23 protein-coding genes and 1 other RNA gene are annotated in these 25,983 nt (G+C 53.6%); 12 read left to right on the top strand and 12 right to left on the bottom strand.

From position 1 onward, the window contains the following. Positions 1-19: 19 nt before the first annotated feature. The 4 genes from infA to B6S09_RS00685 all read right to left on the bottom strand — a co-directional run bounded on the left by infA (position 20) and on the right by B6S09_RS00685 (position 1,894). Positions 20-238: a translation initiation factor IF-1 gene (infA, locus tag B6S09_RS00700; protein ID WP_014291892.1), complete on the bottom strand. Its 219-nt coding sequence runs from the start codon at positions 236-238 to the stop codon at positions 20-22. Between the two features lie 70 nt (positions 239-308). Further along, positions 309-1,019: an arginyltransferase gene (locus B6S09_RS00695; protein ID WP_094276577.1), complete on the bottom strand. Its 711-nt coding sequence runs from the start codon at positions 1,017-1,019 to the stop codon at positions 309-311. Next, positions 1,016-1,714: a leucyl/phenylalanyl-tRNA--protein transferase gene (gene aat, locus B6S09_RS00690; RefSeq protein WP_094276576.1), complete on the bottom strand. Its 699-nt coding sequence runs from the start codon at positions 1,712-1,714 to the stop codon at positions 1,016-1,018. Before aat ends, B6S09_RS00695 begins: the two co-directional genes overlap by 4 nt. Positions 1,715-1,723: 9 nt before the next feature. After that, positions 1,724-1,894: a ribbon-helix-helix protein gene (locus B6S09_RS00685; RefSeq protein WP_094276575.1), complete on the bottom strand. Its 171-nt coding sequence runs from the start codon at positions 1,892-1,894 to the stop codon at positions 1,724-1,726. A 107-nt stretch (positions 1,895-2,001) separates the two neighbouring features. On the opposite strand from B6S09_RS00685, the gene dauA reads away from it, so the two are divergent. Continuing rightward, positions 2,002-3,747 carry a C4-dicarboxylic acid transporter DauA gene (gene dauA / locus B6S09_RS00680; protein WP_094276574.1) on the top strand — a complete coding sequence of 582 codons (1,746 nt, stop codon included), beginning with the start codon at positions 2,002-2,004 and terminating at the stop codon, positions 3,745-3,747. A 61-nt stretch (positions 3,748-3,808) separates the two neighbouring features. Here the strand turns inward: dauA and trxB are convergent, their stop codons facing one another. Further along, positions 3,809-4,762 (bottom strand): thioredoxin-disulfide reductase, encoded by a 954-nt coding sequence (trxB, locus tag B6S09_RS00675; RefSeq protein ID WP_094276573.1) that lies wholly within the window; start codon positions 4,760-4,762, stop codon positions 3,809-3,811. 597 nt (positions 4,763-5,359) lie between these two features. On the opposite strand from trxB, the gene lrp reads away from it, so the two are divergent. The 7 genes from lrp to purF all read left to right on the top strand — a co-directional run bounded on the left by lrp (position 5,360) and on the right by purF (position 14,185). Next, positions 5,360-5,875 (top strand): leucine-responsive transcriptional regulator Lrp, encoded by a 516-nt coding sequence (lrp, locus tag B6S09_RS00670; protein WP_439331554.1) that lies wholly within the window; start codon positions 5,360-5,362, stop codon positions 5,873-5,875. Between the two features lie 172 nt (positions 5,876-6,047). Continuing rightward, positions 6,048-8,606 carry a DNA translocase FtsK gene (locus B6S09_RS00665; protein ID WP_094276572.1) on the top strand — a complete coding sequence of 853 codons (2,559 nt, stop codon included), beginning with the start codon at positions 6,048-6,050 and terminating at the stop codon, positions 8,604-8,606. 2 nt (positions 8,607-8,608) lie between these two features. Continuing rightward, the gene (lolA, locus tag B6S09_RS00660) at positions 8,609-9,217 is read left to right on the top strand and encodes an outer membrane lipoprotein periplasmic chaperone LolA (RefSeq protein ID WP_094276571.1); all 609 of its coding nucleotides are present in this window, start codon (positions 8,609-8,611) and stop codon (positions 9,215-9,217) included. A 9-nt stretch (positions 9,218-9,226) separates the two neighbouring features. Then, the gene (locus B6S09_RS00655; protein ID WP_094276570.1) at positions 9,227-10,558 is read left to right on the top strand and encodes a replication-associated recombination protein A; all 1,332 of its coding nucleotides are present in this window, start codon (positions 9,227-9,229) and stop codon (positions 10,556-10,558) included. Between the two features lie 121 nt (positions 10,559-10,679). Next, positions 10,680-11,978 carry a serine--tRNA ligase gene (gene serS / locus B6S09_RS00650; protein ID WP_094276569.1) on the top strand — a complete coding sequence of 433 codons (1,299 nt, stop codon included), beginning with the start codon at positions 10,680-10,682 and terminating at the stop codon, positions 11,976-11,978. A 177-nt stretch (positions 11,979-12,155) separates the two neighbouring features. Further along, complete coding sequence (locus B6S09_RS00645) at positions 12,156-12,644, top strand: CvpA family protein (RefSeq protein WP_094276829.1); 489 nt, start codon at positions 12,156-12,158, stop codon at positions 12,642-12,644. Positions 12,645-12,664: 20 nt separating this feature from the next. Then, positions 12,665-14,185, top strand: a complete 1,521-nt coding sequence (gene purF, locus B6S09_RS00640) for an amidophosphoribosyltransferase (protein WP_094276568.1) — start codon at positions 12,665-12,667, stop codon at positions 14,183-14,185. Positions 14,186-14,257: 72 nt separating this feature from the next. On the opposite strand, the gene B6S09_RS00635 is transcribed toward purF, so the two are convergent. Next, complete coding sequence (locus tag B6S09_RS00635; protein ID WP_094276567.1) at positions 14,258-14,857, bottom strand: Yip1 family protein; 600 nt, start codon at positions 14,855-14,857, stop codon at positions 14,258-14,260. A gap of 386 nt (positions 14,858-15,243) precedes the next feature. Here B6S09_RS00635 and B6S09_RS00630 point away from each other — a divergent pair, with 386 nt between their 5' ends. Further along, positions 15,244-17,889 (top strand): EAL domain-containing protein, encoded by a 2,646-nt coding sequence (locus B6S09_RS00630; protein WP_094276566.1) that lies wholly within the window; start codon positions 15,244-15,246, stop codon positions 17,887-17,889. Here B6S09_RS00630 and B6S09_RS00625 read toward each other — a convergent pair. The 4 genes from B6S09_RS00625 to smpB all read right to left on the bottom strand — a co-directional run bounded on the left by B6S09_RS00625 (position 17,871) and on the right by smpB (position 22,034). Beyond that, the gene (locus B6S09_RS00625) at positions 17,871-19,433 is read right to left on the bottom strand and encodes a sensor domain-containing diguanylate cyclase (RefSeq protein WP_094276565.1); all 1,563 of its coding nucleotides are present in this window, start codon (positions 19,431-19,433) and stop codon (positions 17,871-17,873) included. The two genes, B6S09_RS00630 and B6S09_RS00625, sit on opposite strands and share 19 nt — an antisense overlap. Before the next feature lie 389 nt (positions 19,434-19,822). Further along, positions 19,823-20,707, bottom strand: a complete 885-nt coding sequence (locus B6S09_RS00620; RefSeq protein ID WP_094276564.1) for a restriction endonuclease — start codon at positions 20,705-20,707, stop codon at positions 19,823-19,825. A 432-nt stretch (positions 20,708-21,139) separates the two neighbouring features. Beyond that, positions 21,140-21,500, bottom strand: a transfer-messenger RNA (tmRNA) gene (ssrA, locus tag B6S09_RS00615). A gap of 48 nt (positions 21,501-21,548) precedes the next feature. Next, on the bottom strand, positions 21,549-22,034 hold the full coding sequence (gene smpB / locus B6S09_RS00610) for an SsrA-binding protein SmpB (protein ID WP_094276563.1): 486 nt from the start codon (positions 22,032-22,034) through the stop codon (positions 21,549-21,551). Positions 22,035-22,171: 137 nt separating this feature from the next. On the opposite strand from smpB, the gene B6S09_RS00605 reads away from it, so the two are divergent. Next, a complete protein-coding gene (locus B6S09_RS00605) occupies positions 22,172-22,621 on the top strand; it encodes an SRPBCC family protein (RefSeq protein WP_094276562.1) in 450 nt (149 codons plus the stop codon). Then, positions 22,602-22,943, top strand: a complete 342-nt coding sequence (locus B6S09_RS00600) for an RnfH family protein (protein ID WP_244900093.1) — start codon at positions 22,602-22,604, stop codon at positions 22,941-22,943. The genes B6S09_RS00605 and B6S09_RS00600 overlap by 20 nt, the downstream gene beginning before the upstream one ends. Positions 22,944-22,982: 39 nt before the next feature. On the opposite strand, the gene B6S09_RS00595 is transcribed toward B6S09_RS00600, so the two are convergent. Continuing rightward, entirely contained in the window at positions 22,983-23,321 is a 339-nt protein-coding gene (locus tag B6S09_RS00595; RefSeq protein ID WP_094276560.1) for an outer membrane protein assembly factor BamE, read from the bottom strand. Between the two features lie 162 nt (positions 23,322-23,483). Between B6S09_RS00595 and udp the strand changes: the two genes are divergently transcribed. After that, positions 23,484-24,242, top strand: coding sequence for a uridine phosphorylase (gene udp, locus B6S09_RS00590; RefSeq protein WP_094276828.1), 759 nt, complete (start codon positions 23,484-23,486; stop codon positions 24,240-24,242). 29 nt (positions 24,243-24,271) lie between these two features. On the opposite strand, the gene recN is transcribed toward udp, so the two are convergent. Further along, the gene (gene recN / locus B6S09_RS00585) at positions 24,272-25,945 is read right to left on the bottom strand and encodes a DNA repair protein RecN (RefSeq protein ID WP_094276559.1); all 1,674 of its coding nucleotides are present in this window, start codon (positions 25,943-25,945) and stop codon (positions 24,272-24,274) included. Positions 25,946-25,983: the final 38 nt, after the last annotated feature.

The raw sequence follows: 25,983 nt of genomic DNA, 5'->3' as shown, positions 1-25,983 counted from the left end.
ACCTGAATGGGGAGAGTGCTTAGCGGGAGCGGAAGACGATGCGGCCCTTGGACAGGTCGTAGGGAGTCAGCTGGACAGTGACCTTGTCACCGGTCAGGATGCGAATATAGTTTTTGCGCATTTTGCCGGAGATATGAGCGGTAACCACATGACCATTCTCCAGCTCAACGCGGAACATGGTGTTAGGCAGGGTTTCCAGAATGGTACCCTGCATTTCAATACTGTCTTCTTTAGCCATTGAGTCCTCTTGTTAGCGCAGGCAATAAAAACGGCTGCGATCATGCCGGATTTCGCATTCAGTGTAAAGATTAGGCTCTGTCTTTCATTGTTTGCCAGTGTCCGTCGAGCAGCCGCTGATGGGGCCTGAAATGTTGCTTGTAATTCATTTTACGGCAGTCATCAACCTGGTAACCGAGATAGAGCCAGTGCCTGTTCAATTGCTGAGCCAGCCGGATTTGGCTGAGAATGGCAAATACTCCCAGGGATCTTTGCTCTTCAGCAGGATCATAGAAGGTATACATGGCACTGAGCGACTCATTCAGGCAGTCCGTCACGGCCACGGCAATCAGCCGGTTACCGGCATGAAACTCCAGAAACAGCGGAGGCAGCCACTGGCACAGCAAAAAGCCCTCGTATTGCTGGCGGCTGGCGGGGTACATGGCACCATCCTGATGGCGCTGCTCTATATAATGCTGATACAACTCGAAATATTCCGGCTTGTCAGCGTCACTCAGCACCATGGTGACATCGCGGTTATGACGCAGAATACGCTTCTGGCTGCGGCTGGGATTAAACGTGGCCACCGGTATGCGCAATGATTCACAGGCTTGACAGGCCTGACAACGCGGGCGGTAAATATCGGAACCGCTGCGGCGAAAACCGGCTGTTAACAGCTGTTCATAACCTTCGGGACACAGCAGTTCACGGTCCAGCAGAACCAGAAGCTGTTCCTGCCGGCCGGGCAGATAACTGCAGGGATGTTTGGGGGTCAGCCCCACTTTCAGATTTACTTCCCTCATATACTCAGCTCTTGTGGTTGCCAGCAACTGGCAGAAACGGACTCGGTTTGCAGCTCTTTGAGTTTATGCAGAAAGTGTGACCTGGGCCAGCTTGTGACGCCAAGGCTGTGTAGGTGCGGGTTGGGCAGCTGACAGTCTATCAGCTGCCCACCTTGCCGGGAAAAATGCCGGCACAGGGCCAGCATGGCAAGTTTGGAGCCATTGTTCACCAGATGAAACATGGACTCGCCGCAAAACAGCTTACCAAGGCTAATGCCATATAGCCCGGCTACCAGTTGCTGATCATCCCATACTTCCACCGAATGGGCGTATCCCTGGTGGTGAAGCCGGCAGTAATTGTGCTGAATGTCGGGCGTTATCCAGGTTCCGGGGCCGTCTTCGCGCAGTACCCGGCAATGATGGATCACCGACTCAAAGGCATGGTTCACCGTGATGCGGTATTTCTGTTGCCGGCTCAGTTTGGCCAGGCTACGGCTGACGTGCAGCCGATCGGGCTCAATAACGGCACGGGGATCCGGCGACCACCACAACGGCGGCTGGGATTGGTCATACCAGGGGAATATGCCCATACGATAGGCCAGTAACAGCCGCTCTGGTTGCAGGTCACCGCCGATGGCCAGCAGCCCTTCGGGATCGTGCAGGGCGGTCTCAGGGTCGGGAAACCACAGCCGCTGATCAAGTTGGGTCAGGAACATGATAAACGCTCAATCTGCCGGTTTTTGCCAGTCTTCACCGGTTTTCTGCTCAATATAGTCACGAATAAACTGCCGTACTTTCTGGGACGGGGTAACGTCTTCTTCGGCGCACAGCTGTTCAAACAAGGCTTTTTTGTGCGGATCGATCAGCAGGGTCAGGCGGGCGGTACGTTGCTCCATAAAAACCTCCGGGGCATATCACATGTTAATCATATTAACATTGAATGCATTTGTGATGAGAATACAATCGAAGTCTGTTCATGCCTTAACCCATTGCGGAGCCAGCCATGTCCCATCGTAGCCACCTGTTTTCCCTGCGCCCCGGCCATGCCCTGGTTGAGGCCTGTCTGCGTACACCCTATGGCCGCAGGCAATTACTGAGCGATGTGCTGGCCGGGATTACGGTGGGCATTATTGCCATTCCACTGGCCATGGCGCTGGCCATTGCCAGTGGTGTGGCGCCTCAATACGGGCTTTATACTGCCGTTATCGGCGGTTTTGTCATTGCCCTGACAGGTGGCTCCCGGCTGAGTATCTCCGGTCCTACAGCGGCCTTTGTGGTGATTCTTTATCCTATCGCCCAAAGCTATGGTCTGGGCGGCCTGCTGCTGGCAACGCTGATGGCCGGTGGTTTGCTGGTGCTGATGGCATTGCTGCGGCTGGGGCGGCTGGTAGAGTACATTCCTGAGCCGGTGATCCTGGGGTTTACCGGCGGCATTGCCGTGGTAATAGCCGGCCTGCAGCTGAAAGATTTTTTCGGGCTGGCCACACAAGATCTGCCTGAGGCGTTTTTTCCCAGAATGGCTGCGCTGGCGCAGGCTCTGCCCGAGCTGCACTGGCCCAGTCTGCTGGTGGCCGGTGTTACCTTGGTCATCATGCTGCTCTGGCCCCGTCTTAAAACAGGCGTACCGCCCCATTTGCCGGCGGTGCTGCTGGCCAGTCTGCTGGCGGTGTTGCTGAACCAGCAGGGGTTCGGCATTGACACCATCAGCAGCCGGTTCAGTTATCTGTTGCCCGACGGCACGTCGGGAGCCGGTATTCCGCCGGTATTGCCGGCCTTTATCTGGCCCTGGCAGCAGCCGGGCCCGGATGGTCATCCCGTTGGTGTCAGTGTTCAGTTATTGCAGGATCTGCTGCCGGCGGCATTTGCCATCGCCATGCTGGGTGCCATTGAGTCGTTGTTGTGTGCTGTAGTGCTGGATGGCATGACCGGCAAGAAGCACAGTGCCAACAGCGAGCTGCTGGGGCAGGGCATTGGCAACCTGATTGCTCCTTTCTTCGGTGGGATACCAGCGACGGCTGCCATTGCCCGTTCGGCGGCTAATTTCAGGGCCGGGGCGGTGTCGCCGGTGGCCGCCATGGTGCATGCCTTGATCGTGCTGGCTGGGCTGGTGTTGCTGGCCGGTTTGCTGGCTTATCTGCCGATGCCGGCCATGGCTGCCTTGCTGTTGGTGGTTGCCTGGAATATGAGTGAAGCGCCCAAGGCGGTCCATTTGTTTAAAACTGCGCCGAAAGGGGACTTGCTGGTTTTTCTCACCTGCTTTTTGCTGACGATTGCCTTTGACATGGTGATTGCAATTACCGCCGGCATGCTGATGGCGATGGTACTGTTCGTGAAAAACATTGCCGATATGACCCGCATTGTGGATATTTCCCGTCATGAAAGAATGGTGCCCACCCCGTTGCCGGCGGACTGGGCCGTATACAAGATCAACGGTCCCTTGTTTTTTGCCGCAGCTGATAAGGTATTCAGCGAGTTGTCGTTGCTGGCCCGGGAATACCGGGGGGTCGTGCTGTATATGGATGCGGTACCGGTGCTGGATGCGGGGGGCTTGCTGGCTCTGCATCGTTTTATTGATGACTGCCGGACACTGGGCGCCGAAGTAGTGATTGCAGATCTGCAGTTTCAGCCGTTGAAAACGCTGGCGCGGGCCGGTATGGCACCGGTAGCAAACCAGCTGAGCTTTTATGGCACCCTGAGAGAGGCACTGGACTATGTGCAGCGGCCCCGGCCCGTGAGCAGGAGCGCATGACGCATTAAAAACGGCGCTGTGTACAGCGCCGTTGTGAGTCTTCAACTTGTGCGGTCAGAGCTTACAGCTGGGCGTCCAGGTAACGCTCGGCGTCGAGAGCAGCCATACAGCCTGTGCCGGCAGAGGTAATGGCCTGACGATAAACATGATCCATGACATCACCGGCGGCAAATACACCTTCAATACTGGTTTGTGTGGCGTTGCCGTGCAGGCCTGACTGTACCTTGAGATAGCCATTTTCCATGTCCAGCTGCCCGGCAAAAATACCGGTGTTGGGCTGATGGCCAATGGCGATAAACACGCCGGCCACATCCAGCTGCTCAGTGGCATCGGATTGGGTGTCTTTCAGGCGTACACCGGTTACGCCCATATCATCACCCAGCACTTCCTCAAGGGTACGGTCGGTGTGCAGAATGATGTTGCCGTTATTCACCTTGTCCATCAGCCGGTCGATCAGAATTTTCTCGGAGCGGAACTGATCCCGGCGGTGGACCAGATGAACTTCCGAGGCAATATTGGAGAGATACAGGGCTTCTTCCACGGCTGTGTTACCGCCGCCGACCACCGCGACTTTCTGATTGCGATAGAAGAAACCGTCACAAGTGGCGCAGGCGGAAACACCGCGGCCCTGGAAAGCTTCTTCTGAAGGCAGGCCCAGGTATTTGGCCGAGGCTCCGGTGGCGATGATCAGAGCATCACAGGTGTATTCACCACTGTCACCTTTCAGGCGGAAAGGGCGCTGAGTCAGTTCAACACTGCTGATGTGGTCGAATACGATCTCGGTTTCAAAACGCTCGGCATGTTCCTTCATGCGTTCCATCAGGGCCGGGCCGGTCAGACCTTCGGCATCGCCGGGCCAGTTTTCCACTTCGGTGGTGGTGGTCAGCTGTCCACCCTGCTGAATACCGGTGACCAGTACCGGGCTCAGGTTGGCGCGGGCGGCATAAACAGCGGCGGTATAGCCGGCAGGGCCTGAGCCCAGAATAAGCAGTTTGGCGTGTTTGGCTTGACTCATGATTTTTCCAACCTCGGCATATGGGCGATAATTTTGGCTTCAGATTGTAGGGGATTGAGAAAATGGAATAAAGAACTCAGGCCGCCTTTGGCCACGGTAAGCAGTGAATAAAGCAACAGGGGGGATATAACGCATAGTTATGCAATGTGACTTTGTTATATATGAAGTGTGGTTGAAAAGCGAAGAGGGCGAGATAAAATGCTGCTTCTCTTTCCTGGTTTGGCATATTGATGGACTGTCTGCGACAAATGGTCCCTCAATGTCAGCAGGATTGATGGGTGTCTTTCAGGTGGTGTTTTTTTATTGTATTCAGGTTAAACCCCTGCAAGCTTGTGGAAAATGTGTAAATTAAGGCATTTTTATCGTAACAAACAAACAGTTGTGCTACCTGTTTGATATTTATCATGTTAAGCTTCTGATTGCCATGTACTGTATATGTAATCAATAATTTCAAATTTTTATTTTGGCAAGAGCAAATGTCGCGATCACTGTCATGGTGCGGACGACCAAAAAACTTTCTGAGCGCGCATAAAGCAGGTCCCCGCCGGGTATGCCTTATGCAGTTAAATCCTGTATCTAAAGTGGAATGAACCTAAAATGAGCCAAAGGATGGATGAAGTGTTGGATGCGAACAATCGCCCCCTCAAGGAACTTGATCGGATTGACCGCAACATACTGAATGAGCTGCAGCAGGATGGCCGAATTTCCAATGTGGAGTTGTCCAAGCGGGTTGGCCTGAGCCCGACTCCTTGCCTGGAGCGGGTGCGCCGGCTGGAGCGGCAGGGTTATATCGAAGGCTATACCGCTATTCTCAATCCGCAGTTTCTCGATGCTTCCTTGCTGGTGTTTGTGGAAATTACGCTGAACCGTGGCACACCGGATGTGTTTGATGAGTTTAACGATGCCGTGCAGAAGCTGGAGGAAATCCAGGAGTGCCATCTGGTGTCCGGGGATTTTGACTACCTGCTGAAAACCCGGGTAGCGGATATGTCTGCCTACCGCAAGCTGCTGGGAGAGACCCTGCTGCGCCTGCCGGGGGTAAACGATACCCGCACCTATGTGGTGATGGAAGAGGTCAAACAGAGCAACAGGCTGGTAATCAATACCCGTTAAACTGTGCTATTGTATCCCGCTCTGGTATTTTGATACCGGCGGGACGAGAAGACCACTATCCAGCGAGCGGCCCCGGCCGCTCGTTTGCCGTTGTATTACTGTACGGTGACGACTTTTCCTGTCGCTTTCCCCTGATAACCTGAGCACAATCATCACAACGAGGAGCGGACGTTTGGCGGAGAAAAAGCTGTTTACTCCCATGTCTGGTTTGCAGCGTCTCTTTGAGGCCGGGCTGATAGCCATTATTCTACTGGCCGTGTTCATGATGCTGTCACTGGTGTCTTATCACCCGTCGGATCCGGGCTGGTCGCAGACTGCCTGGGGCGGTGACATCAGCAATGCGGCAGGACCTGCAGGGGCCTGGCTGGCCGACATTCTGCAATTTGTATTCGGGTTTTCCGCTTATCTGCTACCACCTTTTATGGTGTTTGTGGGCTGGGTAACCCTGTGGCGGCCTAAAGGGCTGATCGATATCTGCTACCTTACCCTCAGCCTGCGCATCATCGGGTTTTTGATGGTGTTGCTCAGTTTGCTGGCGCTGGCCAGCATGAATATCGGTAATATTTACTATTTTTCTGCCGGCGGCCTGATAGGTGACATGCTGGCCGGAGCACTGGGTCCTTTGTTTGGTAATCTGGGAACCACGCTGGTGCTGTTATGCTGCCTGGCCACTGGCATCACCTTTTTTACCGGCTGGTCCTGGTTGCTGATTGTCGAGCGCCTGGGAGCGCTGGTGATGGAAGCACCGGGCTGGCTGGCCGCATTACCGGCCCGTATTGCTGACTGGCAGACCCGTCGCGGCACCGAGCCGGAAGCGGCTGTCGAGCCGGCACCGGCTGAAACACCTGCTGCTGAGTCCAAAGAAACCGGCTTTTCCGGCTGGCGGCGTTTTCGGGACAAGCTCGGCAAGCAGGAGGCCGACACCGACAGCGATGATGAGGGCGATGAGCTGGATCCCTTGCTGGAGCCGGTTCCGGAAGCCCCTTCCCGCCGTCCGGTCATCAAGAAAAAAGCGCCTCCCGTTCGCCGTGAGCCGGTATTGCATGCCGCACCCGCTGACGAAGACGAGCAGCCTGTCGCGACCCTGGCCGAGAGCAATGGCTGGAGCCTGGATGATGACAGTGATGACGAGCTGGACCTTCCCTGGGCGGCTGAGGAGGAGCAGGATACACCTCCTGTGCCGGCTGCCAAACCGCCGGCAGCGGTTCCGCTATCCCGGCCTCGTAACAGCCAGCTGAGCGCGGTTCCGGAAGTCACTCTGCTGGATCCACCCAAGCCGCGTCAGCATGCGGTCAGTGAAGAAGAACTGGAGCGTATTGCCCGTCTGGTAGAGGCCAAGCTGGCGGATTATAACGTGCAGGCCAATGTGGTAGGTGTGTATCCAGGGCCGGTGATTACCCGCTTTGAGCTGGATCTGGCACCTGGAGTTAAGGTCAGCAAAATTACCAATCTGGCCCGGGATCTGGCCCGCTCTCTGTCTGCTATCAGCGTGCGGGTGGTGGAAGTGATCCCGGGTAAGCCCTATGTCGGGCTGGAGCTGCCTAATACCCGCCGTGAAACCGTGTATTTGCGTGAAGTGATCGACAGTGATCTGTTTCATAACAGTAAGCACCCGCTGACCATGGTACTGGGCCAGGACATTGCCGGTGAGCCGGTGGTGGTTAATCTGGCCAAAATGCCCCATGTGCTGGTGGCTGGTACCACCGGGTCGGGTAAGTCGGTGGGAGTGAACGTCATGATTCTGTCGATGCTGTTTAAGGCTACGCCGGAAGACGTGCGTTTTATCATGATCGATCCCAAGATGCTGGAGCTGTCGGTATACGAAGGTATTCCGCATCTGCTGACCGAAGTGGTCACCGACATGAAGGAGGCGGCCAATGCCCTGCGCTGGTGTGTGGGGGAAATGGAACGGCGCTATAAATTGATGTCGGCCATGGGTGTGCGTAATCTCAAAGGCTTTAATACCAAGGTGCAGGACGCCATTGATGCCGGTGAGCCGCTGCGGGATCCGCTGTGGCAACCCACTCAGTCTATGGACACTTACCCGCCGGCGCTGGAAAAACTGCCCCATATAGTAGTGGTGATCGATGAATTTGCCGACATGATGATGATTGTCGGTAAAAAAGTGGAAGAACTGATTGCCCGTATTGCACAGAAGGCCCGGGCTGCGGGTATTCATCTGGTCCTGGCTACCCAGAGACCTTCGGTGGATGTAATCACCGGTCTTATCAAGGCCAACATTCCTACCCGTATGTCGTTCCAGGTTTCGAGCAAGATTGACTCCCGCACCATTCTAGATCAGCAGGGTGCCGAATCCTTGCTGGGAATGGGGGACATGCTCTATCTTCCCGCCGGCGATAGCAATCCTACCCGGGTACACGGTGCTTTTGTGGATGATCATGAGGTTCACAAGGTTGTGGCGGCCTGGAAGGAGCGGGGAGAGCCCGACTATATAGAAGATATTCTCAGCGGCGATGTCGGGGCTGATGGCTTGTTGCCGGGTGAAGCCGCGGAAGGTGCGGATGGGGAGCTGGATGAACTGTTTGACCATGCGGTAGCTTTTGTCGCGGAAACGCGTCGTGGCTCTACCTCCAGTGTGCAGCGCAAGTTCAAGATAGGTTATAACAGGGCTGCCCGAATCATCGATCAGATGGAAGCCCAGGGCATTGTCAGCCCGGCGGGCAGCAACGGTCAACGGGAAGTGCTGGCACCACCGCCGGCGAGGGGATAAGCATGAAACTACTGATAACCACCGGCATGATATTGTGGTCTGCCAGTACACTGGCGCAGGCCGGTGCGGCGACAGACTTACAGCAAAAGCTGTCGGCACTGGGACGCTTTTCTGCCGATTTTACCCAGCAAGTATATGATGAAAGCGGTGATCCCATGCAAACTGCCGAAGGCAGTATGCAACTGGCCCGTCCGGATCGTTTTCGCTGGCATACCACGGCACCCGATGAAAGCCTGATTGTGTCTGACGGTACTGATGTGTGGATGTATGATCCCTTTGTGGAGCAGGTCAGTATTGTTCCTCTTGAACAGGCGGTGCGAAATACCCCGTTTCTGTTAATTTCCGGCGGAGACTCATCCCGCTGGCAGGGCTATGAGGTCAGCAAGAACAGCGACAATTATGAGGTCACCAGTAAGGATCCGGCAGAGCTGATCCAGCGTTTTACCCTGCGTTTTGACGACCAGGGCCGGTTATCGCGGTTTACCGTGGTAGAGTCGGGCGGCCAGCGCAGCGAATTTACCCTGAACGGGTTTAATGACAGTCCCGAACTGGCCGCCAGTGCCTTTCACTTTACTCCGCCTGCCGGCGTGATGGTGGATGATCAGCGCTAAGGAAGCAATATGAGTACCCTGAGCCTGGATTTTGAGCAGGATGACTTCCGTCCGCTGGCGGCGCGCATGCGTCCGGAGCGTATTGAGCAATATCTGGGCCAGCAACACATTCTGGGGCCGGGCAAGCCGCTGCGCAGGGCCCTTGAAGCAGGTCATTGCCATTCCATGATCCTGTGGGGGCCGCCAGGCACCGGCAAGACCACGCTGGCTGAGCTGGCTGCTCATTACTGCGATGCTCAGGTGGAGCGGGTATCGGCGGTCACTTCCGGAGTAAAAGAGATCCGCGCCGCCATTGAACGGGCCCGTGAACACAAACTGGCCGGACGGCGTACCATTTTGTTTGTGGACGAGGTGCACCGCTTCAACAAGTCCCAGCAGGACGCCTTTCTCCCTCACATTGAGGACGGCACAGTGACTTTTATCGGTGCCACCACCGAGAACCCATCTTTTGAGCTGAACAATGCGTTGCTATCCCGGGCCCGGGTTTATCTGTTAAAGCGGCTGGACACCGATGAGGTGGAAGCAATGATAGCCCAGGCACTTAATGATGAACGTGGCCTGGCAGGGCAGAACATTCAACTGGCTGACGGTGTTCAGCACGCGCTGGCCACGCTGGTGGAGGGGGATGGCCGCAAAGCGCTCAATTATCTTGAACTGCTGGCAGATATGGCAGAAGAGCAACAGGGTGTGCGCTGTATCGATAAGCCTCTGCTGGCAGAGGTCACCGGCGAGCAGCTGGCCCGCTTCGATAATCAGGGCGATCTCTATTACGATTTAATTTCCGCCATTCACAAGTCCATCCGTGGCTCCAGTCCGGATGCGGGTCTCTACTGGTATGCCCGCATGATTACCGCCGGCTGTGATCCGCTCTATATTGCCCGGCGGCTGCTGGCCATTGCGTCGGAAGATATCGGCCTTGCCGATCCTAAAGCCATGGATGTTGCGCTGGCCGCCTGGGACTGTTTTACCCGGGTCGGGCCAGCGGAAGGTGAGCGGGCCATCGCTCAGGCCATTGTGTACCTTGCCTGTGCCCCCAAGAGCAATGCGCTTTACACCGCCTGGAAAGCCGCACTGCAGGATGCTCGGGAGCTGCCCGATTTTGAGGTGCCGGTGCACCTGCGTAATGCGCCTACCAAACTGATGAAGGAGCTGGGGTACGGGGCTGAATATCGTTATGCCCATAACGAGCCTGGTGCTTATGCTGCCGGTGCAACTTATCTGCCAGATGCCATGGCTGGACGGCGCTATTATGTGCCCAATGAGCGGGGGTTTGAGCAGAAAATCCAGGCCAAGCTCGATTATCTGAGCAAGCTGGACGAGCAGGCAAAGCACAGCTCCTGAGCAAACCGGCTTCGCTCAGGGCCGGTGTCCTTGGCCCGGTGCGGCCGATGCTGATAAACTGTATTCTGAACCGATTTCAAGCCCTTGCGTACCAACGCACTAGACGAATTTAAGGTAACTCATGCTGGATTCCAAATATCTGCGCAGCGACATTGACGACACGGCTGCGAAGCTGGCCAACCGTGGCTTTACGCTGGACACTGAATTGTTCAACCGTCTTGAAGAACAGCGTAAAACGCTGCAGGCCCGTACTCAGGAACTGCAGGCCGAGCGTAATGCCCGCTCCAAAGCCATTGGTCAGGCCGCGCGTAACGGTGAAGACATAGTGCCACTGAAGGCTGCCGTCACTGCGATTAATGAAGAGCTGGATAGCTGCAAGGGCAAGCTGGATGAGCTGCTGAGTGATATTCAGGCTTTTTGTGCCGCGATTCCCAACCTGCCTCATGAGTCGGTTCCCGTAGGCAAGAGCGAAGACGATAACGTCACCGTACGCACCTGGGGCGAGCCTGCCAAGCTGGGGTTTGAGCCGAAGGATCATGTGGCACTGGGCGAAAGCCTGGCCGGCCTCGATTTTGAAGGGGCCGTCAAGCTTTCTGGCTCCCGCTTTGTGATCATGCAGGGTCAGGTTGCTCGCATGCACCGTGCGCTGGCGCAATTTATGCTGGATCTGCACACCACGGAACACGGCTATACCGAATGCTATGTGCCTTATCTGGTGAACAGCGACAGCCTGTATGGTACCGGTCAATTGCCCAAGTTCTCTGCCGATCTGTTCCATACCGCCATTGAGGGCGAGGGAGAAGAAGAGGGCAAGGTACGCCGCTTTTCACTGATCCCTACTTCTGAAGTGCCGCTGACCAACATGGCCCGTAACGAAATTTTTGAGCCGGCCCAGTTACCGATGAAACTGACTGCTCATACGCCTTGTTTCCGCTCCGAAGCCGGCTCTTATGGCCGTGATACCCGCGGACTTATTCGTATGCACCAGTTCGATAAGGTGGAAATGGTGCAGCTGGTGCATCCTGACTCGTCCTGGAATGCACTGGAAGAAATGACCGGCCACGCTGAAAAGGTGCTGCAGCTGCTGGAGCTGCCTTACCGGGTGATGGCGTTGTGTACCGGCGATATGGGCTTTGGTGCTGCCAAAACCTACGATCTGGAAGTATGGCTGCCGGCCCAGGATACCTACCGGGAAATTTCTTCCGTCTCTAACTGCGGTGATTTTCAGGCCCGTCGTATGCAGGCCCGGGTGCGCGGTGCCGATGGCAAGCCGCAGCTGCTGCATACGCTGAATGGTTCTGGCCTGGCGGTGGGACGTACCCTGGTGGCAGTGCTGGAAAATTATCAGCAGGAAGATGGCCGTATTCGCGTTCCTGAGGTACTCAAACCCTATATGGGCGGCCTGGAGTTTATTGGCTGAGGTGCGTTTTCAGGTAACAGGGCCGGGGTCAGTACCCCGGCCTTTTTATATGGAAACACCGCTGTATGACGACCGACTACTTTTATATTGAATGAACTTTATCCGCTTTTTCGTCGCCTTTTACCCGGTGTCTTTGGTAGAATGCGCGGCAATCAGGAGGGCTTCGGCACTAACATGATGGTTTGGATAGACTTTGTAATACTTGGCATTATAGGCCTGTCGGCCCTCATCAGCCTGGTCCGGGGCTTCGTTAAGGAAGCCATGTCGCTCGCCACCTGGGTGACCGCCTTTTTCATTGCCAGCCGTTTCTATGCCGATCTGGCTGTGTTTCTCGATATCACCGATCCGCTGTTCCGCAATGGGGCTGCCATTGCCATCTTGTTTGTGCTTACCCTGATCCTGGGCGCTCTGGTCAATTATATCATCGGCGAGCTGGTCATCCGCACCGGTCTGTCGGGTACTGACCGTGTGCTGGGCGTCTGTTTTGGCGCCGTGCGCGGCGTTTTTATTGTGGCCGCGCTGCTGCTGTTTAGCGATACCATGACCGCTTTTTCTCACAGTCCGTGGTGGAAAGAGTCGGTGCTTATTCCCGAGTTTGGCATCGTTATACAGTGGTTTTTTAATATGCTGCAGAATTCATCCAGCTTTTTACCCCCCAAGCTATAGTAATTCGAGGAAATTTTGACATGTGTGGGATAGTCGGTATTCAAGGTACGACCCCGGTCAACCAGGCGCTTTACGATGCGCTTACAGTGCTTCAGCACAGAGGACAGGATGCTGCCGGCATCGTAACCATCTCCGGTAACAACTTCCGTCAGCGCAAGGCCAACGGCCTGGTCCGGGACGTGTTTGAAGCGCGCCACATGGAACGCCTTATCGGTAATGTTGGCATTGGTCATGTGCGCTATCCCACCGCCGGCAGCAGCAGTGTTGCTCAGGCACAGCCCTTTTATGTTAACTCCCCCTTTGGTATTGCGCTGGCACACAACGGTAACCTGACCAACGCCGCCGAGCTGAAAGAAGAGCAGTTTCGTGTGGCACGCCGGCATATCAATACCACTTCCGACTCGGAAGTGCTGATTAACGTGCTGGCACACGAGCTCGATCAACAGACGCAAAAACTGCACCTCGAGCCGGAGCATGTTTTTGCTGCCATCAGCAAGGTGCACGAGAAGGTTCGCGGAGCCTATGCGGCAGTGGCGGTAATTATCGGTCATGGCATGGTGGCGTTTCGTGATCCTAATGGTATCCGGCCGCTGGTGCTGGGAAAGCGTGAAACGGAAGAGGGCAATACCGAATATATGGTGGCGTCCGAAAGTGTGGCGCTGGATGCGGTGGGTTTTGAGCTGATCCGTGATGTGGCACCCGGTGAGGCCGTGTATATTACCGAGCAGAACCAGCTGTTTACCGAGCAGTGTGCTGCCGAGCCCGGACATAACTCCTGTATTTTTGAGTATGTGTATTTTGCCCGTCCCGACTCCTTTATTGACAAGGTGTCTGTGTATGCGGCCCGGGTTCGCATGGGGCAGAAACTGGGTGCCAAAATTGCCAGGGAATGGGAAGATCTTAATATCGACGTGGTGATCCCTATCCCTGAGACTTCCTGTGATATAGCCCTGGAAATTGCTCATAACCTGCAGTTGCCTTATCGCCAGGGGTTTGTGAAAAACCGCTACATTGGCCGCACCTTTATCATGCCCGGTCAGCAGCAGCGTCGCCAATCGGTACGGCGAAAGCTTAATGCCATTCCGTCCGAGTTTGCCGGCAAGAACGTACTGCTGGTGGATGACTCTATTGTGCGTGGTACTACTTCCGAGCAAATCATTGAAATGGCCCGGGATGCCGGCGCTAAAAAAGTATATTTTGCCTCAGCCGCACCGGAAATTCGTTTTCCGAATGTTTACGGGATTGATATGCCCTCGGTGAACGAGCTGATTGCCTATGGCCGTGAGTCCGATGAAATCTGCAAGCTGATCGGGGCCGATGGCCTGATTTTTCAGGAGCTGGAAGATTTGGAAGATGCGGTTCGTCATTTCAACCCTGAATTGCGCCGTTTTGAGACCTCTGTGTTTACCGGTGAATACGTGACTCAGGATGTAAACCAGGAATACCTGGATGCACTCAATGCAGAGCGTAACGACACCGCCAAACAGCAGGACTGTATCGATAACAGCCATCTGGAAATGTATAACGAAGGCCAGTCTTAAGCTGTAGTCTGGCAGACAGTAGCATGTTAAAAAGCCGGGGGTATCCCGGCTTTTTTATGCGTATCATTTGTTTCAGTGAGTATAGATGGGTCCAAGTCCCCAGCTCCATACAATGACTGAGCCCACCATGATACACACCAGCAAGACCAGCCCGCAGGTCACTACCGAGCTTGCGTAGATAAAGCCGCGCTCTTCGGGAATATGCATGATGATAGGAACCCCGGAGTAAAGCAGGTATACCGAATAGGCCAGACCTGCCAGACCCACCATCATCAGAAATACCGGCTCTGGGTAGAGTACTGCCAGCCCGGTCATAAACAATGGCGTAGCGGTATAGGCAGCCAGTTCAAGACTTTGTGTAAAGGTAGGAGTGGCACCAAACGTTTTGGCCATCCAGTAAGTCAGGTAGGCGAGTGCAAACACACCCGCGATCAGGGTGACATACATGCCTGCCGACATGATAAACGCACTTTGAGTGGTCATCATGATGGTATTTTGAGTGCCAAAATTCCAGCCAATCAAAGTGGCAGAGAGGAAGGTGCAAAACGACGGTATCAGGGCAATGAATGCCAGATGTGTCAGGCTGTAAGAAAGGCTTTCGTGATGATCATCTATGGTATGCCACTCATCCTTGGGGTGGGCATACAAACCCCAGATGTGGTTCAATAACATGGCTCTTTCCCCCAAATGCGTTAAGTGCGCCGGCTTGGCGGATGTGAGAAGAAGAAGCAACAGTGATTCTCCTCACCTCTGGTTAGTTATTGGTCATGCCTTGACTGGCGTCAAGTTTTCCTACGTATAAACCACAGTTATTAGTTTTTTCTAATGTTTTGTCTGCTGCGTACCAGGCTGTGCGCTGACGTCTGCAGACAGCGGGGTAGGAGTCATGCTGTGGACATGGAACATTGATCAAACCCTTGTTTTTTGTAGGGAACATCAGGGGTTTCTGATAAACTGCCCGCGATTTACGCTAATAGTAAATAGGATCATGCCTTGAGTCTGGCGTGGCTTTTGAGTGCATACTACCGTGTTTTCCCGGCAGTCATTTTTCGAGACACATGCTCACATCCGTTATTCAACAAGCCATTATTTTATTGGCCATGGGCTGGATTCTTACGCTGAATGTGCGCAAGAGTTGGCATCACCCCCGTCTGTATATACTGACTACAGGATTCTGGTTCGGAGTGGCCGCGATAGTGTGCATGCTGCAGCCATTTCATGTCGCGCCGGGGGTGTTGTTGGATGCCCGCAACGGAGTGTTATTTGTAGCAGGATTATTTGGCGGTCCTGTGTCTGCCGCTCTGGCAACCCTGATGGCAGCTCTTTTCCGTTATGGTATCGGAGGTGATGGCGCACTTACCGGTATCCTGAATATGATATTGCCCGTACTGCTGGGGCTGGGGTTTCGTGAGGGCGTTTCTCGCGGCTGGCTCAGTATCAGGGCGCTGAATTTGTTGCCGGTGATTCTGTTGGTACATGTCATCAGCTTGTTAGTCATCGCCACATTGTTGGGGGCACAAGAGCGACTTAGCTTGCTGGCTAATATTTGGCCAACCTTGACCATCATGGTGCCATTAACACTGATATTGGCGATGATTCTTCAGGATGCGATACAAAGGCAGAAGGAGCAGCATAAACTTCAAGCCAGTGAGTCCCGCTTAAGAGCGATTACGGCAGCATTGCCGGATCTGATGTTTGTGATGGACGAAGATGGCCGCTATCTGGATGCCATGGCATCCAGGCCTTCCCTATTTTATCCCGCGAATGATGGCTTTATCGGTAAGCGGGTACATGAGTTGTTTGCTCCCGAGCTTGCCGATCGTTTTGTCCGTTTTATACGTAATACACTGGCCAGTAATGATACTAGCAGGCTGGTCTATGAACTTCAGACTTATGAAGGCCTCTGTATTTTTGAGAGCCAGGCTCAGGTCATGGAAACTTGCGGTTTTGATAAGCCGGCCGTGGTTATTTTGACCCGTGATATAACGCAGCGAGTGCGTAATGAAACCGAGCTGCGCATTGCCGCTGTTGCTTTTGAGTGTTTTGAGGGGCTGATCATTACTGATGCAGGCAGCCGTATTTTGCGGGTTAACCGTGCATTTACCGAAATCACTGGCTTTTCAGCTGAAGAGGTCATTGGCCAGAAGCCCTCGCTGCTCAGCTCTGGTGAACACAACAGCGGTTTTTATCAGAAAATGTGGCGAAGCATTAACGAGCAGGGTCATTGGCAAGGAGAAATCATTAATAAGCGTAAGTCCGGTCAGGTTTATCCCCAGTGGCTGTCTATTAGTGCGGTGCGAGATGATAACCAGAAGGTGAGTCATTATGTGGCGTCCATCACCGATATTACACAGCGCAAAAAGGATGCCGAGCGTATTAATCATCTGGCTTTTTATGATGGAGTAACCGGGCTGCCTAATCGCCGTTTCCTGAACCGGCGCATTGAGAATTACCTGGCTTCCGAGCACCAGGATAGTGTTGGTCTGGTGTTTATTGATCTGGACAATTTCAAGGCTATTAATGATCTGTGGGGACTGCAGGTAGGCGATCAGCTGTTACAGCAGGCTGCCCAGCGATTAAGCCAGACGTTGCAGCAGGGTGACATGGTTGCCCGTCTGGGCGGAGACGAGTTTGTGGTGCTATTCTCCGGATTACCGGCCGAGCAGCACCGTGCAGCTGCCCAGCTGGAGCATGTCAGCCATCGTCTGCTGACCTTGCTGGAGCAACCGTATACCCATGAAGGAAACCTGCTAAGGTGTAGTGCCAGCCTCGGACTGGTGGTGCTTACCAGTCGAGATCATACACCCGACGAGCTGGTTCAGCAGGCCGAGCTTGCCATGTATGATGCCAAGTCTGGTGGTAAGGGCAAGCTACGATTTTTTGATCCGCAAATGCAGGAAGTGGTGTCACAGCGATTGCGGCTGCAGGAAGATTTGGTCCGTGGCATTGATGCTGAAGAGTTTGTGCCTTATTTTCAGCCGCAGTTTGACTACCATGGCAACATTATTGGTGCAGAGGCTCTGGTTCGCTGGTATCACCCCAAGCGTGGTGTGCTGGCCCCGGGAGCCTTTATTGATGTTGCCGACGAAGCAGGTTTAATGAACTGTATTGATCGCATGGTATTGCAGTATGCCTGTCGGAAAATGGCGGAATGGGCTGATATACCGGCATTCAGTTCATTTACCTTATCGGTGAATATCAGTGCCGCTCGTCTTTATCAGCCGGAATTTATCACGGACGTGCTGAATATATTTGAGCAAACCGGAGTGGATCCGGCGCGGATTAAGCTGGAAATTACGGAGTCGATGCTGCTGAATGATATGCCCATGGCCATTCAGCGCATGCAGACGTTGAAGCAGTATGGGGTACGGTTTGCCATTGATGACTTTGGCACTGGCTATTCGTCTTTGCTGTATTTGCAGCAGCTTCCCCTTGATCAGCTTAAGATTGACCAGTCCTTTGTGCGAGCACTTCCGGATGATGACAATAGCCTGAATATTATTAAAGCGATTGTCGCCATGGCGCATAGTTTAAGGCTGGAAGTGATTGCCGAAGGAGTAGAGACGGAAGCACAGCGGCAATTGCTGCACTTGCATGGTTGCCAGCATTATCAGGGGTATTTGCTGGCACGTCCCAAGCCGGCGGAACAACTGGAAGCGTGGCTTGAGCAGCAACTGTTTTCTGATCAGTTGAGTACGCTTTGATTGCGTCCCTGATGTTTGGCCTGGTACAAGGCAATATCTGCCTGTTTCAGTGCGCGCCTAATTGTCATCGCTCTTCCCGGCCAATGTGATACGCCGAGAGATATGCGGATACTGCCCACATCATCCATGATGGTATTTTCCACTTTCCGGCGCAGGCGCTCGGCAACTTCCAGCGCATTGGTGGCGTCAGTGGCGGGCAGAAAAATCATAAATTCTTCACCTCCGCTGCGGCACAGTATGTCATTCCGGCGAGCCTGCTCCTGCATGATGAGGGCAAGCTGCTTAATGACATTGTCGCCAATATCGTGTCCGAAGGTATCGTTTACATTTTTGAAATGATCAATATCCAGAGCTATCAGTGCAAAGGGAGTCTGGCGTTGTTCATAGCTATCCAGCATATGCTGCATGCCCCTGCGGTTCAGCAGGCCAGTCATGGCATCGGTGTGACTATCGGTATGTAGTTTATTAATGTGATCATGGAACAGGGCAATACCGCGTAGAATGGCACTTTTAAGTTGGGCTGCCTCAAAATACCAGGATCGCACACCGGAAATATCTTGTTGCACATCCTGCTTATTCATTTTTTCTGCTGATTTAGCCAGCTGCCAGAGCGGTCGTGAAATAAATATCGCGGACAGCCAGATCCCGGCCAGCGTCAGTAAAGCAATCGGTATGCTTTTTACAAACACGTTGAACAGATGATTATTGATACTGGCAAGAGTAGCTTCTTTGGGCCGCTGTGCCACTATTCCCCAGTGAGTGCTGGCAACAGGCGCAAACCCGGTAAGCATATCCACGTCATGGGAGTTGACCACATTTAGTACCCCTTCCTTACCAGCCAGAACTGTGTCAATGGCAGCATTATTGCTAACTCGCTCGCCAATGTACTGCTCTTCAGGGTGATAAATCAGGGTTTTATGTTTGTCGACCACATACAGATAAGAGCCGTCCTGGTAGTAATGCTTGCCCAGAATTTCTCCCAGGATATTGCTACGCTGTAAATAAATTGTGCCGGCTACATAGCCCAGGTAATCGCCATTATCTGAAAACATTGGGTGAGACAGACTGATAATATAATTTCCGGATGGTGATACAAAAGGGTCGGTTATCAGCGGAGCCTGAGCCTGTAATGACTGGCGGGCATTGGCTGAGCTAAGCTGAACCCCCTTTACCTGCAGGGTGTCCGGAGACGCTGCAATGATAATGCCTTTGGCATTGACTATCACAACAGAATTGAAGGCGTTACTCTGTTCATGCAGGCGCCTGGCTTCGGCCATCAGCATCTGCTCATTATTCATATTATTGTTTAACAGGCCCGCACTGTAGGCAAGCTGACGGCGGGTGGACTGAATAAAGCTTTCGGTCAGCTCGGCCAGCTTGGCGGCATATACCCGATTCGCTTCCAGGGTGTTATTGATCAGCAATGTGCGCTGTACTTCATAGGTAGCATAAAAACTGTTGCACAATGTAATGATGACACTGAAAACGGCCATAGCCAGCATCAGGTTGCGCAAGGTAAGCCGAGGCAGAGGACGAGAAAACATGAACACGGACCTGAAACGGTGGCAGATTGCCGGCGGATTGGTTTACGAGTAGTTTAATGAAAAATGGACAAAACAAAAAGGTACCATTTGAAGCCTTTTGAACTTGAGTAGTGGGGCTGACGTGGTTCGCTGCCAGTCAATGAGCCACGCGATAAATCAAGGGCTTACACAGGTAAACCGGTGAATTATGTTCGGTGAGCTGAGGGAGATGATACTGATCGACGATGGAGCCGGTAAGACCGATTGAAAATGCTTCAATAAATCTGTCAGCTTTCTTTGAAAACCGGGATGAATTGAAACTCCCCATGCCACATATACAGTGACTCTTTTTTACGGAGGCGAGCATACACGGTCTTAAGCGATATTGTTACTCACTGATAGCAGTCAGCTTATAGTGAACGGGTTCCCCGGCATTTGGGGAATCTGGTGCAGCCCCAGAACAGTTGCCCGGCGTTAGTTCCCTGGCGTGCTTTGCGCTTTACCATGGGAGCTGTGCATCTGGGGCAGAGCACTTGGGCTGGCGGACAGCTATTGGTAGAAGAAGGTCGCTGACGTTTGAGTCCTTCCTCGGCCAGCGTTATTTTGGTTTGCATAAGCATGTAATCCAGTGCTTTTCCATCGATCAGGCTGAGGCGCTTGTCACTGGCAAATGTTTTGGCTTCTTCCGTGAAATCACCGGAGGTTACAACAAATCCACCGTCTGCACCGGCGCCCGCCATCACACCATAAAGTTCGCGAACCACTGATACACCCACACTTCTGGCCCTCCAGTGCTTGCATTGAACAAAGAAGCATTGGCCGTCCTTTCTCAGTTGAACATCCACACCACCATCGGGGCCATGCTCACCACCGTCAATGACACTGTATCCCTGTTGTCGGAATGCCTGGCCCACCAGCAGCTCGAATTCTTTCCAGCTCATGTCGTTAGCAGGTGAAGCCGGAAGAGGGGAGGTAGAGGGCTTTGCTGAAGCGGCGACGTATCGGTGGGCAAGGCGCCGGCCCTTGAGCGCTTTGATGGCAGATACTCCAGCACCAAAAGTGAACGCCAGCGGAATAAAGAACTGCATGGCTATCAAGAATGGCCGCAGTATCAGTTCGGTCAGATGGGTCGGCACACCGGAACCTGCTGCCATTTCTACTTCAAATTGTCTGCCTGCAAAGTGATTAAGTATTAGGTAGCTGACCAGTGCCAGCAACAGGCTCAGCCACCAGGGTAGCATCGCAGCAATGTCTATCATGTCTTCAAGAGGGGACTGCCGGCGTTTTCTAGCCATTTCTATGTCCTTCAGAGGTGATGGGCGTATCAACCGAAAGCGCAGAAACAACTTGAATAATGCTCTTCAGTGTTCAGGAGGAATTATTATGACCTAATGAGTCTCTGTTGGTATGCGCTCCAGTCACAGAACTACAGTCGGAGCAGCTGTCTTTGTAGTGGTCAGCTAATCCTGGCCAATATCCGCAGCTTACTGAGGTTATGCAGCCTCTACTACTTGCTGAGAGAACAGCAAAAGCCACCGTCAGTCACGGGGGCTGGAAAAATTTGAGGAAGAGATTAGCGTGATATTACTGCCCCTGGAGTGTGTTTCAGGTATGACAGTAGGTGTGACAGTAAGCGGGTTTCGGGTGATTTTTCAGGAAGAGCTAATGAAAAGATAAGTGATTGATTGGAAAACAAAAAGGCCCCTTGCGGGGCCTTTCCAATCGATTGGTGGAGCTGGCGGGAGTTGAACCCGCGTCCGAAAAACCTACGTCGTCGGTACTACATGCTTAGTCAGTCATTAAATTCGCCAGCTGCTGCGGACTGACACGCCACAGACAGACTATCCTGAATTGGATTTAACGCTTCAACCGTCAGGCACGGCATCCACGCGATCCTGTGAAGGATGACCTTCCGATTCCCTAAGTCACAGGCAAGCTAGGGTAGAAGGGCTCTCAGCAGGTTATTAAGCTGCGAGTGCGTAGTTTTCGTCGTTTGCGACTATTTTTTTGCGATTTTTTTACGAGGCCTATCGCACCTCGGCATGCACCTAGGAGTTCGAGAATCTCGTCGAATCCTGAATCAGCCCCAAGTAACAGTTTGATGATATTTCAAATGTTCCTAAAACACAAGGGGTGTTAGCGGCCCTTGTGCTTCATCATCCGTGCCTTTTCGCGTTGCCAGTCACGTTCCTTCACGTCCTGGCGCTTGTCGTGGGCTTTTTTACCCTTTACCAGACCGATCTCTGCCTTAACCCAGGATTTGGACCAGTACAGGGACAGAGGGACCAGGGTATAGCCTTCCCGTTCTATCAGGCCGGTCAGCCGATCCAGCTGGCGCTTGTGTAGCAACAGTTTGCGGTTTCGCATGGGGTCACATACCACATGGGTAGACGCCATATTCAGCGGGTTGATGGTAGCGGCAAACAAAAAGGCCTCACCATTTCGCATAAATACGTAAGCATCGCCGATGTTGGCCTTGCCGGCCCGCAGCGCTTTCACTTCCCATCCCTGTAACTCCAGTCCTGCTTCGAATTTTTCCTCAATGGAGTATTCGTGCCGGGCCTTGCGGTTAACCGCAATGGTGTTGGAGCCGGGTTTCTTTTTGGTTTTGTTTTTTGCCATAGTGTAACCATTATACGGTGCCCGTTGAGGCTTTGGAATTGGTGAACTGGCGACCGGTGTCTTTTTGAGCAGTTGTCTCAGGTGAGCTTGCTTTCCGAAAGTGTTAAAATCGCCGGGTCAGAATGCCAGGAGAGGTTATGCCAAGTATTACCCGAAGCGCACTGGTGATGTTCAGTGCCAAGCAAATGTATGAACTGGTCAATAATGTCGACGATTATCCGCAGTTTTTGCCCGGGTGTGTGGCCAGTCGTATCATTGATGAAAGCGAACATAGCATTACTGCTGCTCTCGATGTGGCCAAGGCCGGCATTCGCAAAACCTTTACCACCTGTAATCGCCTTGAGCGCGATCACAAGATCAATATGGAGCTGGTAGACGGTCCGTTTAAATCACTGAACGGTGGCTGGACTTTTATTCCCCTGGATGAAGACGCCTGCAAGGTCGAGCTGAAGCTGCATTTTGAATTTACATCTCGGCTGGTGGAGCTGGCGTTTGGCGGTATTTTCAAAGAGCTGGCGAATGCGATGGTGCATGCGTTCAGTGAGCGGGCGAGGGAGGTCTACGGCAGTGAATCTTATTCAGGTTGAAGTGGTGTACGCCCTGCCTGAAAAGCAAACGGTGCTGAACCTGAGGGTGGCCCCTGATGCCACCGTGCGGGAGATCATTGAGCAGTCAGGCATATTGAGGCAGTTTCCGGAGTTGGATCTTGAGAAAAATGCGGTGGGTATTTTCAGCCGGCAGGTAAAGCTTGAACACAGTGTGCACGACGGCGATCGCATTGAAATTTACCGTCCTTTGCTGGCAGATCCGAAAGAAATTCGCCGTCGCCGGGCTGAGCAGGCGAAGGAGGAAGGGCGGGCTGACAAAGTGACTGGCGGCAGGCCCGATCCCAAGCGCAGCCGCAGGTAATAACAGTAAGAAAGAAGCCGCACGGCTTCTTTCTTGTTTTTACAAGCCTTCGTGAAATCCTTCAGGCAACTCAAAATCACCGCTCAGGGTGGTCAGTCCGTCGTTCATAAAGTCCAGAATAAGCCGCTTTTGCTCGGTGTCGCCACGGCCAGGTTTAAAGTAGTAAATGTACACCCAACGATCATGGTTAAAGCCGTCCAGGCTCATGGGATTCCCCAGCAAATACCGCACTTGCTCTTTGGTCATGCCCTGGCGCAGCTGGGCGACCTGCTTTTCTTCCAGATAGTTACCCTGAGGAATATCCACCTTGTAAACCAGGCCGCAGCCGGTCAGGGGGAGCGCGATAAACAGAGGTAAAATCAAGCTTTTGAGTTGCATAGTGAGTGTTGTCCTTTAAATTCTGCAAGCATCATAGCGGCTGCTGGTTTCGATGTAAAAGACAGACCTGCAACAGGCAAACAGGTTCCCTTTTAGAGCATGGTGATTTGTGGCAGGCTGGCTTACTATTTCAGACTCACCTACTTGGCCTGGGAGCTTGTTATGACTAAACACGTGTTTCATCTGGGCATTACCGATGAAGATTTGCAGGGAGCCACTGTGGCGATCCTTCCCGGAGATCCGGAACGGGTAGAACGGATTGCTGAACACCTTGCCAATCCTCGTCATCTGGCCAGCAAGCGGGAGTTTACTTCCTGGCTGGGAGATCTCGACGGCAAACCGGTGGTTGTTTGCTCCACGGGTATCGGGGGACCTTCTACGTCCATTGCGGTGGAAGAGCTGGCTCAACTGGGAGTACGTACTTTTCTGCGAATAGGCACCACGGGGGCCATTCAGCCCGAGGTGGAAGTGGGCGATATTATCATCACAACCGGTGCCGTGCGTCTCGATGGCGCCAGTGCACATTTTGCCCCCATGGCGTTTCCTGCCGTGGCCGACTTTGACTGCACCAGTGCATTGGTCGATGCCTCCCGGGAGCAGGGGGTGGCTCCCCATGTGGGCATTACTGCCTCATCCGATACCTTTTACCCGGGGCAAGAGCGCTACGATACGCACTCGGCTCGCCTGTTGCGTCGTTTTCAGGGCAGCATGAAGGAGTGGCAAACGATGGGGGTACTGAATTACGAAATGGAGTCAGCCACTCTGTTTACCATGTGTGCCAGCCAAGGGCTGAAAGCGGGGTGTGTGGCCGGGGTGATCGTGAATCGTACCAAGCAGGAAACTCCTGACGAAAGTACTCTGAAAAATATCGAACAAAGCGCGATTGAAATTGTGGTCGGGGCTGCCCGACGGCTGGTGTAATCCAGGCCCGGCGGGCAGCCGGGCAACATTTATGCTGCTTCACCTACCAGTAATTCTCTGGCATTGGCCAGAGTATTATCAGTGATGCGGTTGCCGCCCAGCAGACGGGCCAGCTCCTGCAACCGGTGCTGTTCGTCCAGTTCCTGCATATGGGTCTCGGTGCAGTCGGTATCGCTGCTTTTACTGACGAAGAAATGCTGATGACCATTGCCCGCTACCTGAGGCAGGTGGGTGATTACCAGTACCTGGGTTGATTCACCGAGCTGGCGGAGCAGCTTGCCGACCACGGCCGCGCTTGGGCCGCTTACCCCGACATCGACCTCGTCAAAAATCAGTGTGGGCGTTTCCACCTTTTGTGCGGTGATCACCTGAATCGCCAGACTGATACGGGACAACTCACCGCCCGAGGCCACGCGCGCAAGCGGGCTCAGGGGCTGGCCCGGGTTGGTGCTGACGAGAAACTCTACCCGATCAATGCCCAGGGGAGAAAGTCCGCCCGTGGTATCGGCATTCACCTGTATTTCAAAACGACCTTTTTCCATGCTGAGCTGATGCAGGCTTTGGGTAATTTTTTTATTCAGGGCGGCGGCATAGCGCTGCCGGCTCTGGCTTAAGCGTTCGGCGGCCTGCATAAAAGCTGCTTTGGCCTGTGCGACTTCGTCATCCAATCCTTCAAGCCGGCTGCTGTCACGATCCATGTTATCCAGCCGGGCTTTCAGCTCTTGGTGAAAGCCATACAGCTCGCCGGAAGGAATATGATGTTTGCGGGACAAATCCATCAGCCTGCTCATCCGGCTTTCCACTTCATGCAGGCGCTCAGGATCCAGCTCCAGCCGATCCAGATAGCGACTCAGCTCGCTGTGGCTTTCTTCGAGCTGGATAAGGCCGGCCTCGGCCATTTCCAGTACCGGGGCCAGTTGTGCATCCATGCTGACCAGTTCATTCAGGGTTTTCAGGCCCTGACGAACCAGCTGCAGGGCATTGGTTTCGTCGTTGTCGGCCAGTACATCCATCACCAGCTGGCAGTCGGTGACCAGCTCTGCGCCGTTGGACAGGCGCTTGTGCTCTGCTTCCAGCTCGGGGAATTCGTCTTCTCCCAGCGCCAGCTCATCAAGTTCGGCGACCTGATATTCCAGTAACTGCCTTTCGGCCTGCCATTTTTCCTGCTCTTCCTGAAGTCGCTTACGCTCGTTATTAAGTTGTCGCCAATGCTGATAGCTGCGGCTGACGCCATTCAGTAACTGTTGATGGCCAGCATAGGCGTCGAGCAGGGCGCGCTGATGTTCTGGTTTCTGTAGTTCCTGGTGGGCATGCTGGCCGTGAATATTGATCAACAGGGCACCCAGTGCTTTGAGCTGGGAGAGGGGTACAGGGGTGCCATTGATGTAGCCCCGGGAACGGCCTTCCCGGCTCAGGGTGCGGCGCAGTATGCATTCGTCCTGTTCATCCAGCTCCTGCTCGCTCAGCCAGGCCTTAACATTGGGAAGCTTGTCTATACGAAAACGGGCGCTGATATCGGCCTTGTCGGCACCGGGACGAACCGAGTCCGCATCAGCTCGTTCACCCAGCGCCAGGGCCAGGGCGTCAATGGCAATGGATTTACCGGCACCGGTTTCACCGGTAATACTGGTCATGCCCCGGTGCAGATCCAGCTCTAGAAAAGAAACAATGGCAAAATTGCTGATGGTGAGCTGAAGCAACATGGTGATTCCCCTGCAACAAAAAAGATGCTGTATGGGAA

It is taken from the genome of Oceanimonas baumannii (assembly GCF_002245495.1).
GTDB classification, from domain to species: domain Bacteria; phylum Pseudomonadota; class Gammaproteobacteria; order Enterobacterales; family Aeromonadaceae; genus Oceanimonas; species Oceanimonas baumannii.
The sequence above is the reverse complement of the archived record's forward strand: the minus strand, read 5'-3'. Positions and strand labels throughout refer to the sequence as shown.

What these genes read in the sequence shown, in the direction of transcription:
- infA (WP_014291892.1), bottom strand. Translation starts at nt 238, where the DNA reads ATGGCTAAAGAAGACAGTATTGAAATGCAGGGTACCATTCTGGAAACC.
- B6S09_RS00695 (WP_094276577.1), bottom strand. Translation starts at nt 1,019, where the DNA reads ATGAGGGAAGTAAATCTGAAAGTGGGGCTGACCCCCAAACATCCCTGC.
- aat (WP_094276576.1), bottom strand. Translation starts at nt 1,714, where the DNA reads ATGTTCCTGACCCAACTTGATCAGCGGCTGTGGTTTCCCGACCCTGAG.
- B6S09_RS00685 (WP_094276575.1), bottom strand. Translation starts at nt 1,894, where the DNA reads ATGGAGCAACGTACCGCCCGCCTGACCCTGCTGATCGATCCGCACAAA.
- dauA (WP_094276574.1), top strand. Translation starts at nt 2,002, where the DNA reads ATGTCCCATCGTAGCCACCTGTTTTCCCTGCGCCCCGGCCATGCCCTG.
- trxB (WP_094276573.1), bottom strand. Translation starts at nt 4,762, where the DNA reads ATGAGTCAAGCCAAACACGCCAAACTGCTTATTCTGGGCTCAGGCCCT.
- lrp (WP_439331554.1), top strand. Translation starts at nt 5,360, where the DNA reads ATGAGCCAAAGGATGGATGAAGTGTTGGATGCGAACAATCGCCCCCTC.
- lolA (WP_094276571.1), top strand. Translation starts at nt 8,609, where the DNA reads ATGAAACTACTGATAACCACCGGCATGATATTGTGGTCTGCCAGTACA.
- B6S09_RS00655 (WP_094276570.1), top strand. Translation starts at nt 9,227, where the DNA reads ATGAGTACCCTGAGCCTGGATTTTGAGCAGGATGACTTCCGTCCGCTG.
- serS (WP_094276569.1), top strand. Translation starts at nt 10,680, where the DNA reads ATGCTGGATTCCAAATATCTGCGCAGCGACATTGACGACACGGCTGCG.
- B6S09_RS00645 (WP_094276829.1), top strand. Translation starts at nt 12,156, where the DNA reads ATGGTTTGGATAGACTTTGTAATACTTGGCATTATAGGCCTGTCGGCC.
- purF (WP_094276568.1), top strand. Translation starts at nt 12,665, where the DNA reads ATGTGTGGGATAGTCGGTATTCAAGGTACGACCCCGGTCAACCAGGCG.
- B6S09_RS00635 (WP_094276567.1), bottom strand. Translation starts at nt 14,857, where the DNA reads ATGTTATTGAACCACATCTGGGGTTTGTATGCCCACCCCAAGGATGAG.
- B6S09_RS00630 (WP_094276566.1), top strand. Translation starts at nt 15,244, where the DNA reads ATGCTCACATCCGTTATTCAACAAGCCATTATTTTATTGGCCATGGGC.
- B6S09_RS00625 (WP_094276565.1), bottom strand. Translation starts at nt 19,433, where the DNA reads ATGTTTTCTCGTCCTCTGCCTCGGCTTACCTTGCGCAACCTGATGCTG.
- B6S09_RS00620 (WP_094276564.1), bottom strand. Translation starts at nt 20,707, where the DNA reads ATGGCTAGAAAACGCCGGCAGTCCCCTCTTGAAGACATGATAGACATT.
- smpB (WP_094276563.1), bottom strand. Translation starts at nt 22,034, where the DNA reads ATGGCAAAAAACAAAACCAAAAAGAAACCCGGCTCCAACACCATTGCG.
- B6S09_RS00605 (WP_094276562.1), top strand. Translation starts at nt 22,172, where the DNA reads ATGCCAAGTATTACCCGAAGCGCACTGGTGATGTTCAGTGCCAAGCAA.
- B6S09_RS00595 (WP_094276560.1), bottom strand. Translation starts at nt 23,321, where the DNA reads ATGCAACTCAAAAGCTTGATTTTACCTCTGTTTATCGCGCTCCCCCTG.
- udp (WP_094276828.1), top strand. Translation starts at nt 23,484, where the DNA reads ATGACTAAACACGTGTTTCATCTGGGCATTACCGATGAAGATTTGCAG.
- recN (WP_094276559.1), bottom strand. Translation starts at nt 25,945, where the DNA reads ATGTTGCTTCAGCTCACCATCAGCAATTTTGCCATTGTTTCTTTTCTA.